Consider the following 13,875-nt stretch of genomic DNA (forward strand, 5'->3'; position numbering starts at 1 on the left):
GTCCGCTGATCGGGCAGGTGGGGGTCGGTGCCGGTCGGGCGAGGCGGTGTGCCGCTGGCCGGCCGGTGGTCTGGCGCTAGTTCGCGGCGAGCGCGTCGGCGATGACCGAGAGGCCCTCGCGCAGCAGCTCGTCGGTGATCGACAGCGGCGGCAGCAGGCGGAACACGTTGCCGTCGGTGCCGCAGGTGAGCACGATGACGCCGGCCGCGTGGCAGGCCTTCGCGACGCGCTGGGTGAGGGCGGCGTCGGGCTTGCCGTCGGCGTCGATCAGCTCGATCGCCATCATCGCGCCGCGGCCGCGCACGTCGCCGACGCGGGGGTCGCGCGACTTCATGGCGGTCAGTTCGCTCTGCAGGATGGCGCCGATCTCGTGTGCGCGCTCGAGGAGGTTGCCCTCGTCGTAGGCCTTCATCGCTCCGAGCGCGGCGGCCGTCGCGATGGGGTTGCCGCCGTAGGTGCCACCGAGGCCGCCGACGTGCGGGGCGTCCATGATCTCCTGGCGGCCGACCACCGCGGCGAGCGGCAGACCACCGGCGATGCCCTTAGCGAGGGTCATCATGTCGGGCACGATGCCCTCGTCCTCTGACGCAAACATCTGGCCGGTGCGGGCGAAGCCGGTCTGCACCTCGTCGGCGATGAAAACGACGCCGTTCTCGTTCGCCCACTTCTGCAGGGCGGGGAGGAAGCCCTTGGCGGGAACGATGAAGCCACCCTCACCCTGGATGGGCTCGATGATGATCGCGGCGAGGCGGTCGGCGCCGATCTGCTTCTCCATCGTGTGGATCGCGCGGGCCGCCGCCTCGTCACCCGACAGGCCGTCGCGGAAGGGGTACGACATCGGCGCGCGGTACACGTCGGGCGCGAAGGGGCCGAAGCCGCTCTTGTAGGGCATGGCCTTCGCGGTGAGCGCCATCGTGAGGTTCGTGCGGCCGTGGTAGCCGTGGTCGAACGCGACGACGGCCGACTTGCCGGTGTAGTAGCGGGCGATCTTGATCGCGTTCTCGACGGCCTCGGCGCCCGAGTTGAACAGGGCGGTGCGCTTGGCGTGGTCACCGGGGGTGATCGCGTTCAGCTTCTCGGCGAGCTCGACATAGCCGTCATACGGGGTGACCATGAAGCAGGTGTGGGTGAAGCGCTGCACCTGCTCGATGACGGCCTGGGCGACGTGCGGGTCGGCGTTGCCGACGTTCGTCACGGCGATGCCGCTGCCGAGGTCGATGAGGCTGTTGCCGTCGACGTCGACGATGACGCCGCCACCCGCTGCGACCGCGTAGACGGGCATCATGGTGCCCACCGAGGCAGACACGGCGGCGTTCTTGCGCTCGATGAGCTCCTGCGACTTCGGGCCGGGAATCGCCGTGACGAGGCGGCGCTCCTGCGGAAGCGACGGGCCGCCGGTAACGGTGGGGCCTGCAGTGGTCATGCTCATGACGGTGTCCTCTCGTGACGCGTGAGCCCCACGGTAGTGAGGCGCGCATCCGGGTCTGCTATCCACGATGTACACTTCGGATGCGCGGGGCCACCACCGTGGATAACCCCGGTTGCGCGCGCCCCGATTGACGCGGAGGTCACCCATGCCGATCACGCTCGCCTCGGTGCTCGAGCGCCGCGAACTGGGGCTCACAATCGTCTGGGCCGACGACGAGGCCGCCGCCCGCGTCTGGAGCTGGGCGCACTCGAGCGACCTCGCCGACCCCTCCCCCTTCCTCTCGCGGGGCGACGCCCTGCTGACGACGGGCACGCAGTGGCGAGACGACTCCGACATCGCGCCGTGGGTCGCGCGGCTCGCGGCCGTCGGGGTGCCGGCGATCGGCTTCGGCACTGAGGTGTTTCGCGACGGCACGCCCGACGCGCTCGTCGCCGCGTGCGAGGCGCACGGCATCGCCCTGTTCGAGGTTCCGTACCGCACGCCGTTCATCGCCGTCGTGCGCGCCGTCGCCGACCTCGACGCGAGCGAACGCTTCTCGCGCGTGCGTTTCACCCTCGACGCGCAGCGCGCCATCGCCCTCGCGGCCCTCAGGCCCGACGGCCTCGCCGCCGCGCTCACCGAACTCGAGCGCCGCGTCGGCGGCCCCGTTGCGCTGATTGGCAGCGACGGGCGCGTCGCCGTCGGCCGCCGCCCCGACCGCGTCGCCCTCGACACCGCCCGTCGGATGCTCGCCGACGGCCGCCGCGCCGCCGTCGTCATCGAGGGGGTCACCCTGCAAACCATCGGCCGGCCCGACGCCTTGCGCGGCGTCTTGGCCGTCGGCGGCGGAGCCCACGACGACGCCACGCGCGCCGTCGTCACGAGCGTTGTCGCGATGGTGGGTCTCGCCTTGGAGCAGGAGCGGCGCCTCGCCCGCACCCTCGACGACCTGCGGGCCGAGTTGCTGTCGGCGCTCGTGCGCGGCGAGCGCGACCTCGTCGCGACAACGCTGCGGGCACTCGGCGGTGGGATCCCCGACGAGCCGCTCGCGGTGGCCGTCATCGACCCGGCGTCAGGGCGCCGCGAGGCGCTGCTCGACCTCTTGGGGGCGCGGGCGCGCGGCGAGGCGGCGGCGTCCGGCGAGACGCAGGGTGCGCATCCGGGTCGCCGCAGCGCGGGAGGCGCGGGCGTCTTTCACGCCCGCGACGGGGCGCGCGTCGTCGTGCTCGCCGACGCCGACCGCATCGACTCGCTGCTGCCCGAACTCGTCGAGCAGGCGCGCGGCACCGCGGGCGTCGTGCGCCGCGTGCGGTGGGAGCGGCTCGAGCAGGCCATCGACGACGCCGCCCGGGCCGCCGACCGCATGGCGGAGCGCGTCGACGCGGATGCGCAGGCCGGTGACCGCATTCTGGACGCCGCCGCTCTCCGCGACGACGGCATGCTCACGCGGCTGGCGGGGGCGGATGCGCGCCGCACCGCCGAGGCGATGCTCGCCCCGCTCGACCAACACGACGACGCGAGCGGTGACGCACTCGTGGCCACCCTCGCCGCGTGGCTGGGCGCCGACGCCGTCGCCGAGCAGGCGGCCGCCGCCCTCGGGGTGCACCGGCACACGGTGCGGGCGCGGGTGCGCCGGGCCGAACAACTGCTGGGGCGCGACTTGGGGGCGTTCCCGGCCAGGGCCGAGCTATGGGCGGCGCTGGTGGCTGCTGGGCGGGCCTAACCGCTCGTCGCCACGCGGTGCGAGTGGCCGCCGCTCAGTAGACTGGCGCCGCCAGCGGGAGTGGTGAAATTGGCAGACACGCAGGATTTAGGTTCCTGTGCCTTCGGGCGTGAGGGTTCAAGTCCCTCCTTCCGCACAACGTTCGTCGACTCGTAGGGGGCACCCGCGATGGAGTGGGTCGTCCTGATCATCGGGGCCTCGTTGCCACCACGATTGGGCTATGCCTGTTCGCCCTGCCGACCGAGTCCTCTAGAGACTTCACGCCCGCTGCGTCAACGGCCCGCGTCAGCCCGTCGCTCTTCGCGCCGGGCCCTATTCGCTTCACAGGTGCCGTCTTCGTGCTCGCGGGTATCGCGTTCAGCGGCTTCGCAATCGCCCAGTTGACGAGCTGACGCTCCCGCAACATCGACGGTAGTTGTGACGGAATAGAGATGAGCAATACGGCGGCTCTGAAATAGATTTTCATTCATGTCGCGTTCACGGGGGTTTATTCGCGCCGCACGTCTCACTGCCAGCGCAGTGCTCGTTTGCGGACTGACGACAGGCTGCTCACCGGTGATGATGTGCCCGCCCATCGGCATCGTCTTCCCGCTCCAGATAACCGCACCGGACACCGTCGTGGATCTCTCAGTGTGTGCAGACGACTGCGAGGTGTACGAACCATCAACCGGCCAGCTCACCAACGGAACGTGGCGCGTGATGTTGATGTCCGGCGGCCCGAACATCTCGATCACGACGACCGACGACGACGGAACGGTGCGAACCTACGAACTCGACGGCGTCGAATGGACCCCACAGGACGACGGCCCATGCCCCGGCCCGGTAGAGACTGCGCAGATTGACATCCGGGACGCAGACCCCGTGTCGTAGAAGACTGGTCAACTTCGCACACACGAAACGGCGCCCTCCCCCGCGTAATCGCAGAAGAGGGCGCCGTGTCTGTGAGGCGAGGTGACTACGCGGCCGCCTCGTCGTCGCTCTCGTCGAGCGTCGGGTAGTCGGTGTAGCCCTTCTCGTCGCCGCCGTAGAACGTGGCCGGGTCGGCCTCGTTGAAGGGGGCACCGGTCTTCAGGCGCTCGACCACGTCGGGGTTCGCGAGGGCGAACTGGCCGAGCGGGGCGATGTCGGCGAGGCCCGCGTTGATCTCGTCGGCGATTTGCTCGCGGGTGCGTCCGTAGCGCAGCACCAGCAGCGTGTTCGGCCACGCCTTGCGGATCTCCTTCAGCAGCACGTCGTCGCCGCCGTGGTGCAGGTTGAGGTAGACAAGGTCAAGCTTCGCGAGCTCGCGCACGAGGTACAGGTACTGCTCGCGCACCTCTTCGACCGAGCCCTCGTCGAGGCCGCCGAGGGGCATTCCGGGAGAGATGCGGATGCCGGTGCGGTCGGCGCCGATCGCGTCGGCGACGGCCTTCGACACCTCGATGACGAAGCGGGCGCGGTTCTCGACAGATCCGCCGTACTGGTCGTCGCGCACGTTGGCGTTCGGGGCGAGGAACTGGTGCCCGACGTAGCCGTTCGCGGCGTGGATCTCGACGCCGTCGGCGCCCGCCTCAACCGCAGCCTTCGCGGCCGTCACGAACTCGGCGATGACGTCAGCGATCTCGTCGGTCGCGATCGCGCGGGGCTCGGGGGCCGGCTGCATGCCCGTGGGCGTGAACATGTCGACGCCCGGGGCGATCGCCGAGGGGGCGACCGGCTGGCGGTGGTGCGGCGTGTTGTCGGGGTGCGACATGCGGCCGACGTGCATCAGCTGGATGAAGAGGTAGCCGCCACCCGCGTGGATCGCGTCGGCGGTCTCGCGCCAGCCGGCGATGTGCGCGTCGGTGTAGATGCCCGGGGTGTTCAGGTAGCCCTGGCCGTCATCCGACGGCTGCGTGCCCTCCGAGATGATCAGACCGAGGGATGCGCGCTGGCCGTAGTACTCGGCGGCGAGCGCACCCGGGGTGCCATCGGCGTTCGCGCGGCTGCGCGTCATCGGCGCCATCGCGAGACGGTGCGGCAGGTCCATGCGGCCGACCGTGATCGGCTGCCAGAGGGAGTCCAAAGACATAGCTGTATCGCTTTCTCTACATCGGGGAACAGCGGATAGTGGCGGGCGGCGACGACGTCGCCGCGACCGCCCACGGCTATCGATGGCCGTTCAGCCACGATAAACACGCTTCATGGGAAAGCGCCGGGGAGCCCTGGCAATTCCCGCTGAGCGCCCGGGCGTGTCAGCCGGCGCTCAGCACGAGGGCGAGCACCCCGCCGAGCACGGTGCACACGAGCACCCACGGCAGCGTGCGCCGCAGAATCAGGCCCTCGCGACCGGCGAGCCCCACCGTCGCGACGGCGGCGATGATGTTGCCGGGCGCGATGAGGTTGCCGAGCGCCGCCCCGTAGCCCTGTGCGCCGAGCAGCGGCAGCGGCGGCGCCCCGATCGCCTGCGCGGTCGACACCTGCAGGTCGGTGAACAGCAGATTCGAGGCGGTGGCGCTTCCCGTGATGAATGCGCCGAACACCCCGACCGCCACCGTGAAGAGCGGCCACGCGGCGCCCGTCGCCGAGGCGGCCTCGGCGAGGGTCTGGGTCATGCCCGAGGCCGACATCGTGCGGGCGATCGTGATCATGCCGATCAGCGCGAGAAACACCGGCCCCAACTGCAGCGTGGCCGTCACCACCGCGATGCGAATGCGTCGCCACGACGCCCGCTGCAGCAGCGCCCCGACCACAAACGCGACCGTCAGCAGCATGGTCGGGTGATACAACGGCTGCACCGAGCCGGCGAAGCCCCCGGGAAGCTGCCATTCAAGCGTGACCGAGCGCAGCGCATCCTGAATCGGGGGCACCAGCCGCGTGACGAGCACGATCGCGACGAGCACCAGGTACGGGGCCGCCGCGCGCAGCACCGACAGCTCGGCGAGCACCGTCTCTTCCATGTCAGGGTGAGGGTGATGCGCGCCGGCCGTCACCTCGGCGCGCTCGCGTCGCCACGCCAGCACGAGCGAGAAGACGATCGCGCCGATGAGGGCTCCGCCGAGCGCGGGAAGCTCGGGCCCCACGAACCACGCGATCAGGCTGTACGGCACGAAGAAGCTGACCCAGGCGAGCAGGCCCCAGCCGATCAGCCCGCGCCGGTTGCCATACGCGCCGCCGATGATGACGAGCATCACCATCAGCAGAATCCAGCCGAGCGCGAGGTGGTACGGCAGCACACCGCGCGCGAGCACCGCGCCCGACACCCCCTCAAGGCTCGTGGATGCGATGGTCGCCTGAGCAAGGATCGGCGTGCCCACCGCACCAAACGACACGCCAGCGGCATGCCCGACGAGCGCCGCGGCGACGGCCGCCACCGGGGTCATGCCGGCAGCGACCAGAAACGGTGCGGCGAGCGCGATGGGGGTGCCGAAGCCGGCGGCGCCCTCGAGGAAGAGGGCGAAGAACCAGGCGACCAGTAGGGCGCCGAGGCGCGGGTCGGGGTGCAAGACGGCGAGCGCGAGGCGCAGGCGGGCCGCGGCGCCCGTCGCGCGCTGCAGCACGTGAATGCCGAGCGCCGGGCCGATGATGCCGACGATCGTGAGCGCGATGAATCCGGCCTCCGCGATGACGCCCGTGAGCGACCAGGCGAGGCCGGGCGCAGCATCCTCACCGCCATTAACACCAGCGCTGTCGCCGCCGAAGCCGAAGGCGACGACGGCGAGCACGAGCGTTGCGGCGGCGGTGACGAGGCCGGCGCGGGCGGCCGACCAGCCGGCAACCGTCATGAGCACGAGCACCGCGAGCACCGGCAACGCGGCGAGCAGAGCGAGCATGGGCGCGGGGTCCTTCCGGCGGTCGCCCCCACCCTAGCGAGCGGCCGAACGACGCCCGCGCGGTAACGGTGGGTGAACGATAAAGAACTCGGATAGGCACCAAAGGTGCGCGGCGATACGCTAGACCCTCCCCCGCACCGCAGGAGCCGCCATGCTGCCCATGGATATTGGGCTATTCGACGTCGAGTCGATCATTCGTGACGCTGGCCCCTGGGCGCTCATCGTCGTCTGCGGCATCGTCTTCATCGAGACCGGGCTCTTGATCGGGTTCCTGTTGCCCGGCGACACGCTGCTGATTCTGACCGGCGTACTGACGTTCACCGAGGTGATTCCGCAGCCCATCTGGCTCGTCTGCCTCGCGATCACGCTGGCCACCATGGGCGGCGACAACCTCGGGTATCTCATCGGGCGCAAGGTCGGGCCACCGATCTTCAACCGCAAGCAGGCTGGCTTCTTCTCGAAGAAGAGCGTCGCCCGCACCGAGGCGTTCTTCCTGCGCTACGGCGGCTTCGCCATCACGATCGCCCGCTTCATCGCCGTCGTGCGCACCATCGCCCCCGTCGCCGCGGGCGTCGGCAAGATGCCCTACCGCCGCTTCTTCTTCTTCGACACGCTCGGGGCCGTCCTCTGGGGCACCGGCCTGCCGCTGCTCGGCTTCGGCATCGCGCAGATTCCGGGCGTCGCCGACTGGGTCATCAACTACATCGACATCGTGCTGCTCGTCATCGTCGGCATCGTAATCATCGGCATCGCCTACCACTGGTGGCACGAGCGCCGTCAGCAGAAGCTCGAAGACAAGCTCGAGGCCGAGGGTCGCGCGAGCGAACCGGTCGAGATCTGGGTCGACGAGCCTGAGCACGACGGCCGCCACGAGGCGACCGAGCCCGCCGAGGGTCGACCGACGTACGGCATCGGGCCGCACGACGGAAAACACGAGAAAGAGAACCGCCTGCTGTGAGCTCTGCCCCCCGCGCCGTGGCGCGCACCGCCCTCGACGCGGCCCGTGGATCACTGATCGGGTTCGCCGAAATCGTGCCCGGCATCTCGGGTGGCACGGTCGCCCTCATCGTCGGCGTCTACGACACCCTGATTGACGGGGCCGGCCACCTCGCCCGTGGCGTCGCCCGGACCGTCACCGACGGACTGCGCGGGCGCGGGCTCGCCGCCGCTCGCGCGCACTTCCGCAGCGTGCACTGGGCAGCCGTTCTTCCGATCGGGATCGGGATGCTCGCCGCAATTCTCATCGGAGCCGCCCTGATTGCTCCCCTGTTGGAGGAGCATCCGACCGAGACCCGCGCGGTCTTCTTCGGCCTGATCATCGCCTCGCTCATCGTGCCGATCCGCATGATCGGCACCCGCTGGAAGGCCTACGAATACCTGATCGCGGCTGCCGGCGCCGCCGCGGCGTTCGTGCTCACCGACCTGCCACGCGCCGCCGATCAAGATCCCACCTTCTTCGTGATTCTGATCTCGGCAGCCGTCGCTGTCTGCGCGCTCGTGCTGCCCGGTGTCTCGGGCTCGTACCTGTTGCTCACCGTCGGCATGTACGCGCCGACGCTCGCCGCCGTCAACGATCGCGATTTTGCGTACCTGGGCACGTTCATCCTGGGCGCGATTCTCGGCCTCGGCGTGTTCGTGTCGGGCCTGCAGTGGCTGCTGGCGAAGAAGCGCCGCATCACACTCATCGTCATTACGGGCCTCATGGCCGGCTCGCTGCGGGCCCTGTGGCCGTGGCAGGAAGACGACGGCTCGGTGCTGCCGGCCGAGTCGAACTGGCCACTGATGATCGGCCTCGCAGTGATCGGCGCCGTCGTGATCCTTGCGCTGATCGCGCTCGAGCGGATGCTCGTCGCACGCCGCCTCATGTCGGACGACGTCGTCAGCGACCCGACACCCGACGCTGAGCCGGAGCACGACTCCCGTGCGCGGCGCGAGGCGCTCTAGCCGTTAGACCGCGAGCCAGATCGCGCGGGCGACCGACGCGTCGACGACGATCGTGCGGCCTGACGCGCGCTGGAGAGCGACCGCGTCGGAATCGCTCGGTGACTCGGCAACCCGGACGCGTTCATCTAGCGTGATCTCCAGCGCGTCGATCTCGCGCAGCACCTCGGGGTCGCGGTCGCTGATGCGCACGACCGCCCCGGCCGTTCCGGCCGCGGCGGCGTCGAGGCGCACCGCATCGGGGCGGATGATCGTGCCGTCTTTTCGGGGAATCAGGTCGCCGTGCGGGTCGCGCGTCGGGTGCCCGAGTTCTGCGTCGATGCGGTCGAGCAGGCGGTCGCTGAGGGCGTGCTCGAGGACCTCGGCCTCGTCGTGCACCTCATCCCAGCCGTAGTCGTGGCGTTCGACGAGCCACGTTTCGATGAGGCGATGCCGGCGCAGCATGGCGAGGGCGCGGGTGCGACCCGCATCCGTCAGCGTGATCGCGCCGTAGGGCCGGTGGTCGACAAGCCCTGCGGCGGCGAGCTTCTTCACCATCTCGGTGACGCTCGACGGGGCGAGCGCGAGGGCGACCGCGAGCTGGCTCGGCGTGATGGGCTCGGGCTGCCACTCGGTGTGCTGGCAGATCGTCTTCAGGTAATCGTCGGCGACGGTGGTGGCGACGCTGCTGGCGACCGTGTCAGACATGGGTTCTCTCGCGCCCTCGCTCAGGCGCCATAGCGCTCGCGCATGACGGCGGCGAGGGCCGCGAAGGCGCGGGCACGGTGGCTGATGGCGTTCTTCTCGTCGGCACTGATCTCGGCGCTCGTGACCTCGAGCCCCTCGGGGATGAACACGGGGTCGTAGCCGAAGCCTCCCCCGCCGGCCGCTTCGAGCGCGACACGGCCCGGCCAGATGCCGAGCTCGACGTGCTCGCGGGTGTCGTCAGAGCGGGCTGGGTCGACGAGGGCGGCCGCGCAGCTGAACTGCGCGGTGCGCTCGTCGACGGGCACGTCGGCGAGATTCGTCAGCAGGTGCTCAACGTTCGCGACGTCGTCGCGTGCGCCTGAGTAATGCGCCGAGTCGATGCCCGGCGCCCCGCCGAGCGCGTCGACGCTAATGCCGCTGTCGTCGGCGATCGCGATGAGCCCCGTGTGCTCGGCGGCCGCGCGCGCCTTGATGAGCGCGTTCGCGGCGAAGCTGTCACCGTCTTCGACCGGGCTCGGCCCGTCGTAGGCGACCAGTTCGAGGCCCGGCAGGGCGGCACCGAGGATGCGCTGCAACTCGGCGACCTTGTGGGCATTGTGGGTGGCGACGACGGCGCGCATCAGCGGCCGAGAATCTCGCGCTGCAGGCGGGTCAGTTCGGTCGTGCCGCCGACCGCGAGGTCGAGCAGGGCGTTGAGCTCGTCGCGGTCGAAGGGCGCACCCTCGGCGGTACCCTGCACCTCGACGAAGCGGCCGTCGCCGGTGGTGACGACGTTCATGTCGGTCTCGGCCTTCACGTCTTCGACGTAGGCGAGGTCGAGCATCGGGGTGCCGTCGATGATGCCGACGCTGACCGCTGCGACGGTGCCGGTGAGGGCGGCGGCGCGGCGCGCGATGAAGCCCTTGTCGCGGCCCCACTCGACGGCGTCGGCGAGCGCGACGAAGGCTCCGGTGATGGCGGCCGTGCGGGTGCCGCCGTCGGCCTGCAGCACGTCGCAGTCGATCTTGATCGTGTTCTCGCCGAGCGCTTTCGTGTCCACGACGGCGCGGAGGCTCCGGCCGATGAGGCGCGAGATCTCGTGCGTGCGGCCGCCGACGCGGCCCTTCACGCTCTCGCGGTCCATGCGCTCGTTGGTCGAGCGGGGCAGCATGCCGTACTCGGCGGTGACCCACCCCGAGCCCTTGCCCATGAGCCAGCGGGGCACGCCGTTCGTGAAGCTCGCCGTGCACAGCACCTTGGTGCCGCCGAAGCTGATGAGCGCGCTGCCCTCGGCCTGGGCGCTCCAGCCGCGCTCGATGGTGACGGGGCGCAGCTGGTCGGCGGTGCGCCCGTCGGCGCGCAGGCCAGAGGACTCGGCGATGGTGGCGTTCATGAGGTGGGGCCTTTCGGAAGGGGGATCGTGCCGGTCGGGAAGGGGTCGACGCGCGTGACGGCGGGGCCGATGAAGCGTCGGGCGAGCTCGCGGAACCGTTCGGTGTCGGCGCCGGTTGCCTCGAAGACGTGAGCGGGAGCATCCGTTCGGGTCGCCTCGATGCCGTGCGCGACGAGGCGGCGGTAGACGTCGTAGGCGGTCTCTTCGGCGCTCGAGACGAGCGAGACCTCGGGGCCGACGACGTACTGGATCGCTCCGGCGAGCAGGGGGTAGTGGGTGCAGCCGAGCACGAGCGTGTCGATGTCGGCGGCCTTCAGCGGCGCCAGGTACTGCTCGGCGAGCGCCAACACTTCGGGGCCGGTCGTGATGCCGGCTTCGACGAATTCGACGAAGCGCGGGGCGGCGGCCGTCGTCAACTGGATGCTCGGGTCGGCCACGAACGCGTCGCTGTACGCCCCGGATCGGATCGTTCCTTCGGTGCCGATCACGCCGATGCGCTTCGTGCGCGTGCGGCGCACGGCGGCGCGCACGGCGGGCTGGATGACTTCGACGACGGGGATGCCGTGGCCCTGTTCGAAACGCTCGCGGGCATCCCGAAACATGGCGGCACTTGCCGTATTGCAGGCGATCACGAGCAGTTTGACGCCCTGGTCGACGAGCTCGTCGAGCACGGCGAGGGCGTGCTCGCGCACCTGGGCGATCGGGCGCGGGCCGTAGGGACCGTTCGCCGTGTCGCCAAGGTAGACGATCTGCTCGCCCGGCAGCTGGTCGATGATCGCGCGGGCCACGGTGAGGCCGCCGACGCCGGAATCGAAGACTCCGATCGGCGCGTTACTCACCCGCGCAAGTCTAGGCGGGTGCGGTGGGCCGGGGTGAGCGGGGTGAGCGGGGTGAGGCGCGCGGGCGCGGGCGGGCGCTGCCGGGCGCGGGAGCGCATGGAGGCGAGGTGCGCGTCGTGGCGAGCGAGCATCCGAATTCATCGCCGCAAGATGCGATTCACGTCCGTCAGCGCGCAAGAAGAGTGATGCGTTTGGCGTATGTGCCTCTCACGGCACACAGGAATGCGTGGTTGTGCGCTGGAGCAATCGCCGCCGATCATCGCGGCACGGATGTATCGAAACTCGCCGGTTCGTCAGTTGTGGGGGCATCTCAGAGTCGAAGGCCCCACGACTGACCGTTCAGCGTGGTTTCTGGCACCAGGTGGAGCGGCCGATCGATCCGTCGGACCGGTTACGTGCGGGGAGGTGCGCAATGTGCTGCGAGGGGCACATTCGCCCGAAGCGTTGGTCGTCTGCGGCGGGTTTTGCGCGCTGGAGGGGGCGAAGAGGGCGAAAGGAGCGGAAAGAGTGGAGGGGATGGGAGGTGTGAATGGGTGGAAGGGAAGGCAGCCTGGACAGGCTGGACAGATCGGCCCGCCTAGACAGGCCGCTTCTGTCGCACACGCTCAGTACGCGTCGCGGGCGCGCTCCTGCGCCACCACCTGTTCGCGGTCGGCGAGTCGGCGCAGGCCCGCGAGGGGCTGCGCCATGCGGTGGTTTCCGCGGATGCGCGGCTCGACCCGGTCAAGGAACGCCCAGTACCCGGCGGTGAACGGGCACGCGTCGTCTCCGAGGCGCTTCTTCGGGTCGAAGCGGCACGAGCCGCAGTAGTCGCTCATCTTCTGGATATACGCGCCGCCACTCGCGTACGGCTTCGTCGCGACGACTCCCCCGTCGGCGAACTGGCTCATGCCGACCACGTTCGCCGGCATCACCCAGGCGGTCCCGTCGACGAAGGCATCGCGGAACCACGCGGTGAGCTCCGCCGGGTCGTAGCCGCGCTGCAGGGCGTGGTTTCCGAGCACCATGAGGCGCAGGATGTGGTGCGTCCAGCCGGTCTGCGCGATCTGCTCGAGGGCGTCCGAGAGGCAGGCCGCGGCGACCGTGGAGGGGTCCGGCCCCCACCAATTCTCGGGAACCGGCGTGCGAGCATCCAGAAAATTGTTGCTCGTCGTGTAGTCGGGGCCGAGGTGCCAGTAGAGGTGCCAGACCCAGTCGCGCCAGCCGATGAGCTGGCGCACGAGACCCTCGACGCTGTTCAGCGGCGCGCGGCCCGCCTCGTACTCGGCGACGACCCGCTCGACGACCTCGAGCGGACGCAATAGCCCCAGGTTGATGGGCACGCTGAGGCGGGTGTGGGCCATGATCGCGTCGCCGCGCAGCATTGCGTCTTCATAGGGGCCGAAGTCATTCAGGCGCGTCTCGACAAAGTCGTCGAGCGCGGCGAGCGCCTCCTCCCGCGTCGCCGCGAACCTGCGTGGCGCATCCACGCCAATGAATGGCGCGCCGTCGGCGGCAAGGCGGTCGAGATCCTCGCGCACGGCCCGATCGATGTCGTCCTCGGTGGGGCGCCACGGGTCGGGCAAGCCGAGGCTGACCGCGCCCTTCGGCGGGCGCTCGCGGTTGGCGGCGTCGAAGCTGAACTGGCCGCCGACGGGCTGGCCGCCCTCCATGAGCAGGCCGGTGCGCTCGCGCACCTCGCGGTAGAAGCGGTCCATGACGAGCTGTGACGGCTTCTTGCCTGCCGCCCAGTCGTCGAACACGGCGCGCTCGGTGACGAATCCGCGGGGCTCGAGCATGGTGCCGCCGAGCTCCTCGACGAGCTTTCGCATGCCCCAGCTGATCGCCCCGACCGTCTCGAGACGGTCGCCGGTCAGCCCGGCACCCTCCAACGCCTCGCGGTGAGTCGGGCCGGTGATGACGCGTGCCCGGTCGCCGAGCTCGGCCGCGCGGTGCCGCAGCGCGCTCAGGTGCAGGTGCGCCTTCTGCCGGTGCACGGGCCGGCGCCGATACTGCTCGAGCACCTCGACGAGCGCGATCTCGCCGCCGTCGTCGAAGTGCGGGCCGAGCTGCTCGCTCGTCAGCCAGCGGGTCGGCGCGGTCACGCGGTCACCCCGCCGGGACAGGTCTGCCGG

The 13,875-nt window shown here is 70.3% G+C and carries 13 protein-coding genes and 1 tRNA gene; 6 read left to right on the forward strand and 8 right to left on the reverse strand.

The window, feature by feature from the left end:
- Nucleotides 1–76: 76 nt before the first annotated feature.
- Nucleotides 77–1,429: a 4-aminobutyrate--2-oxoglutarate transaminase gene (gabT, locus tag EV141_RS03225; protein WP_311768267.1), complete on the reverse strand. Its 1,353-nt coding sequence runs from the start codon at nucleotides 1,427–1,429 to the stop codon at nucleotides 77–79.
- A 145-nt stretch (nucleotides 1,430–1,574) separates the two neighbouring features.
- On the opposite strand from gabT, the gene EV141_RS03230 reads away from it, so the two are divergent.
- The 4 genes from EV141_RS03230 (at nucleotide 1,575) to EV141_RS03245 (ending at nucleotide 4,001) form a co-directional block, all read left to right on the forward strand.
- Nucleotides 1,575–3,131, forward strand: a complete 1,557-nt coding sequence (locus EV141_RS03230; protein WP_130484510.1) for a PucR family transcriptional regulator — start codon at nucleotides 1,575–1,577, stop codon at nucleotides 3,129–3,131.
- A gap of 54 nt (nucleotides 3,132–3,185) precedes the next feature.
- Nucleotides 3,186–3,267 (forward strand) — tRNA-Leu (locus tag EV141_RS03235).
- A 37-nt stretch (nucleotides 3,268–3,304) separates the two neighbouring features.
- Nucleotides 3,305–3,523, forward strand: coding sequence for a hypothetical protein (locus EV141_RS03240; RefSeq protein ID WP_130484511.1), 219 nt, complete (start codon nucleotides 3,305–3,307; stop codon nucleotides 3,521–3,523).
- Nucleotides 3,524–3,599: 76 nt separating this feature from the next.
- Nucleotides 3,600–4,001 (forward strand): hypothetical protein, encoded by a 402-nt coding sequence (locus EV141_RS03245; protein WP_130484512.1) that lies wholly within the window; start codon nucleotides 3,600–3,602, stop codon nucleotides 3,999–4,001.
- 85 nt (nucleotides 4,002–4,086) lie between these two features.
- On the opposite strand, the gene EV141_RS03250 is transcribed toward EV141_RS03245, so the two are convergent.
- Together EV141_RS03250 and EV141_RS03255 are read right to left on the reverse strand one after the other, a co-directional pair.
- Nucleotides 4,087–5,181 (reverse strand): alkene reductase, encoded by a 1,095-nt coding sequence (locus tag EV141_RS03250; RefSeq protein ID WP_130484513.1) that lies wholly within the window; start codon nucleotides 5,179–5,181, stop codon nucleotides 4,087–4,089.
- A gap of 163 nt (nucleotides 5,182–5,344) precedes the next feature.
- A complete protein-coding gene (locus tag EV141_RS03255; protein ID WP_130484514.1) occupies nucleotides 5,345–6,922 on the reverse strand; it encodes an L-lactate permease in 1,578 nt (525 codons plus the stop codon).
- 151 nt (nucleotides 6,923–7,073) lie between these two features.
- Here EV141_RS03255 and EV141_RS03260 point away from each other — a divergent pair, with 151 nt between their 5' ends.
- Nucleotides 7,074–7,880: a DedA family protein gene (locus EV141_RS03260; protein WP_130484515.1), complete on the forward strand. Its 807-nt coding sequence runs from the start codon at nucleotides 7,074–7,076 to the stop codon at nucleotides 7,878–7,880.
- On the forward strand, nucleotides 7,877–8,866 hold the full coding sequence (locus tag EV141_RS03265; protein WP_130484516.1) for a DUF368 domain-containing protein: 990 nt from the start codon (nucleotides 7,877–7,879) through the stop codon (nucleotides 8,864–8,866). The genes EV141_RS03260 and EV141_RS03265 overlap by 4 nt, the downstream gene beginning before the upstream one ends.
- Before the next feature lie 3 nt (nucleotides 8,867–8,869).
- Here EV141_RS03265 and EV141_RS03270 read toward each other — a convergent pair whose 3' ends face one another.
- From EV141_RS03270 to EV141_RS03290, 5 genes are all read right to left on the reverse strand, one after another.
- Nucleotides 8,870–9,550: a metal-dependent transcriptional regulator gene (locus EV141_RS03270; protein ID WP_130484517.1), complete on the reverse strand. Its 681-nt coding sequence runs from the start codon at nucleotides 9,548–9,550 to the stop codon at nucleotides 8,870–8,872.
- Between the two features lie 20 nt (nucleotides 9,551–9,570).
- Nucleotides 9,571–10,170: an RdgB/HAM1 family non-canonical purine NTP pyrophosphatase gene (gene rdgB, locus EV141_RS03275; protein WP_130484518.1), complete on the reverse strand. Its 600-nt coding sequence runs from the start codon at nucleotides 10,168–10,170 to the stop codon at nucleotides 9,571–9,573.
- The gene (gene rph / locus EV141_RS03280; protein WP_130484519.1) at nucleotides 10,170–10,922 is read right to left on the reverse strand and encodes a ribonuclease PH; all 753 of its coding nucleotides are present in this window, start codon (nucleotides 10,920–10,922) and stop codon (nucleotides 10,170–10,172) included. Before rph ends, rdgB begins: the two co-directional genes overlap by 1 nt.
- A complete protein-coding gene (murI, locus tag EV141_RS03285; protein ID WP_241968983.1) occupies nucleotides 10,919–11,761 on the reverse strand; it encodes a glutamate racemase in 843 nt (280 codons plus the stop codon). Before murI ends, rph begins: the two co-directional genes overlap by 4 nt.
- 605 nt (nucleotides 11,762–12,366) lie before the next feature.
- Nucleotides 12,367–13,845, reverse strand: coding sequence for a cryptochrome/photolyase family protein (locus EV141_RS03290; protein WP_130484521.1), 1,479 nt, complete (start codon nucleotides 13,843–13,845; stop codon nucleotides 12,367–12,369).
- Nucleotides 13,846–13,875 lie beyond the last annotated feature (30 nt).

It is taken from the genome of Microcella putealis, assembly GCF_004216575.1.
Classification (GTDB): domain Bacteria; phylum Actinomycetota; class Actinomycetes; order Actinomycetales; family Microbacteriaceae; genus Microcella; species Microcella putealis.